A 2,574-nucleotide genomic window follows, 5' to 3' on the forward strand; every position below is an offset into this window, starting at 1 on the left:
ATAAAAGACCTATTAATCAACGCCGTCCTGTTTCTGCTGATTTACGCGATTCTGGTAGCTTAGAGCAAGACGCTGACTTAATTTTATTTACCTATAGGGAGGCCGTATATAACCCCAATAGCCCTGCGAAAAATTATGCCGAGATCATTATTGATAAATTTAGACACGGAGAAACCGGCACAGTCTATCAAGAATTTAAGAATGGCCACTATCTGCCTACCGACCAAATCACAGCGTCAGAAGTGTCCAAAATGCAACAACAATCACAGCAAAATGATAAACGCCGTCGTTACGCAGAAAAAATGTTTTGAATTAGTAGGAGAGGTACGAATATTTAAATATTATTTATATTAATGTGACCCATGTTGTATTTTTTATTATTTGTTTTTTTATAATTAAAAATTATTTAAGCTTTAATGAGGGTTATAGAGTTATGCGTGAAAAATTCAAAGGGTTTTATGATATAACAGCTGATGTTGAAAAGGATATTTTTCAAAGTAATAAAACTCTATTTGTATTAGATACTAACTGTTTTTTAAATTTATATAGATGTGAAGAGGAAACAAAGAATGACTTTATTGCTGTGGTTAATAATATAAAGGACCGTCTTTGGTTCCCCTTTCAAGTATGTTTAGAGTATCAGCGTAATAGACTTGGAGTAATAAGTTCATCATTAAATAGCTTAGATAAAATAAAGAAAGAATTAAAGCTTACTACAGATAAAATAAATAACTATTGTAGTGGAGCTGAGAATATAAAACGAAAATATCATAATTTACACGCTGAACTTTGCGAGTTAAAAGAGAGTATAGATACTCAAATTGATAGCTTTATAAATAAAAATATAGAATCTAGAAAAGATAAATCAGACTTCATTACTAATTCAGATAGTATTAGGAAATGGATAGATTCAATTTCTGAAAATAAAATTTCCAATGCCTTTACACAAGAAAAAATAAATGAGATAAATGAAGATGGTGATGTGAGGTATAAAAATAAAATTGGACCAGGATGGAAGGATGGAAAAGAAAAGGTAGATGAGGAAATTTATTTTAATAAGGTGAACTATAAAAATAAATATGGTGACTTATATTTATGGAATGAATTGTTAGAAAAAGCCAAAGATGAAAATGTCGATAATATAATATTTATTACGAATGATGTAAAAGAAGATTGGTGGTATAAAGTTCACGGTAAGACAATAGGGGCTTTGGAAAGTTTAAAAACGGAAATTATAAATGCAGGGTTAAAAGAATTTAAAATGTATACACAACCTTCTTTTTTAATTAAATATACAGATATATTAAAAGAAGTTAATGTAAGAGAAACTTCTATAAAGGATTTTGAAAGTTTGAATAAATTAGATTTTATTGAATACAATAATGAAGCAGATTCACCTAGACATCCTTACTTTATAGAGAATAGTTCTATAACCGATGAACATATAATGGGAGAGAAAAATGAAGATAATACTATAAAAAGTTGGCGTATAATAGGGGGAAGGGGAAAAAACTACACTAATAATAATTTTCATTATATTAATGTTAATGATAGGGATGATTCCTATTATAGTATCTTTTCTGTAGAAAAAAAGATTAATGAACTATATAAAGAATATGATTTTCATCAATTTTTATTGACTAAAGCTATTGTAGACGATAATCCGGATGAAGTTCAAGAAATAGAGATGAATTTGATAAAAATTAAAAGCGAAATAGAATATCTTAAAATAATTAAATCTAAATTAAAGGAATAATTTTATTCTTATTACTGAAGATAGATGTAATTTAAACTAGCTATATAATGATATTTATCATATAGTTAAATTATTGGCCTGAACACCCAATCCTAAATATTTGCTGTGTCAACTGAGAGTTAAGTATGGCACAGCATAGCTTTATCAAAATGTCTAACGATACTCTTGTACCGGCTAACCCTGTTACGAGAGATTTTCTGCATTCAAAAATCAAGTGTGGTGATGTGCTTTCAGCTAATTTTAAGAAAGCTCGTAACCCTCGATTTCATCGTAAATACTTCGCATTACTCAACTTAGGTTATGAATATTGGGAACCAGTTGGCGGTACCATTTCACCTGAAGAAAAAGAGCTTGTGCGTGGTTACATCACATTCCTTTCATATTACACGGATAATGCTGACGCGCTCTTATCAGCATCCGATATCTATCTAGAAGAAGTCGCACAAAAACGTGCGCAAAATATCTCAGCAACAAAATCATTTGATGCTTTTCGCTATTGGGTTGTAGAGCAAGCCGGTTATTACGACACGTTTGAAATGCCTGACGGTAGTTTACGTCGTGTCGCTAAATCAATCAGTTTTGCAAATATGGACGACTTAGCATTTAGCGAACTTTACAAAGCCACACTCGATGTGCTTTGGAATTTTATCCTTCGTAAACAGTTCCCCACTCAAAAAGCTGTAGAAAATGCAGTATCTCAATTATTAAGTTTCACGTAGAGGCAAGACCAATGATCAAATTAAAGACCAAAGAAGAAAAGAAGTGGCTATCAGATGTAGCAGAACTGGGTTGTATTTGTTGTCGCAATATGGGGCTTG

Annotated in this window: 3 protein-coding genes; all 3 read left to right on the top strand. The window is 31.1% G+C overall.

Features of this window, described 5'->3' with window-relative positions; genetic code table 11:
- The coding region (locus QK892_RS18300; protein WP_317274983.1) for a DnaB-like helicase C-terminal domain-containing protein at positions 1-311 on the top strand (311 nt) is incomplete at its 5' end.
- Positions 312-433: 122 nt separating this feature from the next.
- A complete protein-coding gene (locus QK892_RS18305; protein WP_196562919.1) occupies positions 434-1,756 on the top strand; it encodes a PIN-like domain-containing protein in 1,323 nt (440 codons plus the stop codon).
- Between the two features lie 125 nt (positions 1,757-1,881).
- Positions 1,882-2,475, top strand: a complete 594-nt coding sequence (locus QK892_RS18310) for a DUF1367 family protein (protein WP_004250549.1) — start codon at positions 1,882-1,884, stop codon at positions 2,473-2,475.
- Positions 2,476-2,574 lie beyond the last annotated feature (99 nt).

Origin of the sequence: Clostridium lamae (genome assembly GCF_033043255.1) — a bacterium.
In the GTDB taxonomy this organism is placed as follows: Bacteria; Bacillota; Clostridia; order Clostridiales; family Clostridiaceae; genus Clostridium; species Clostridium lamae.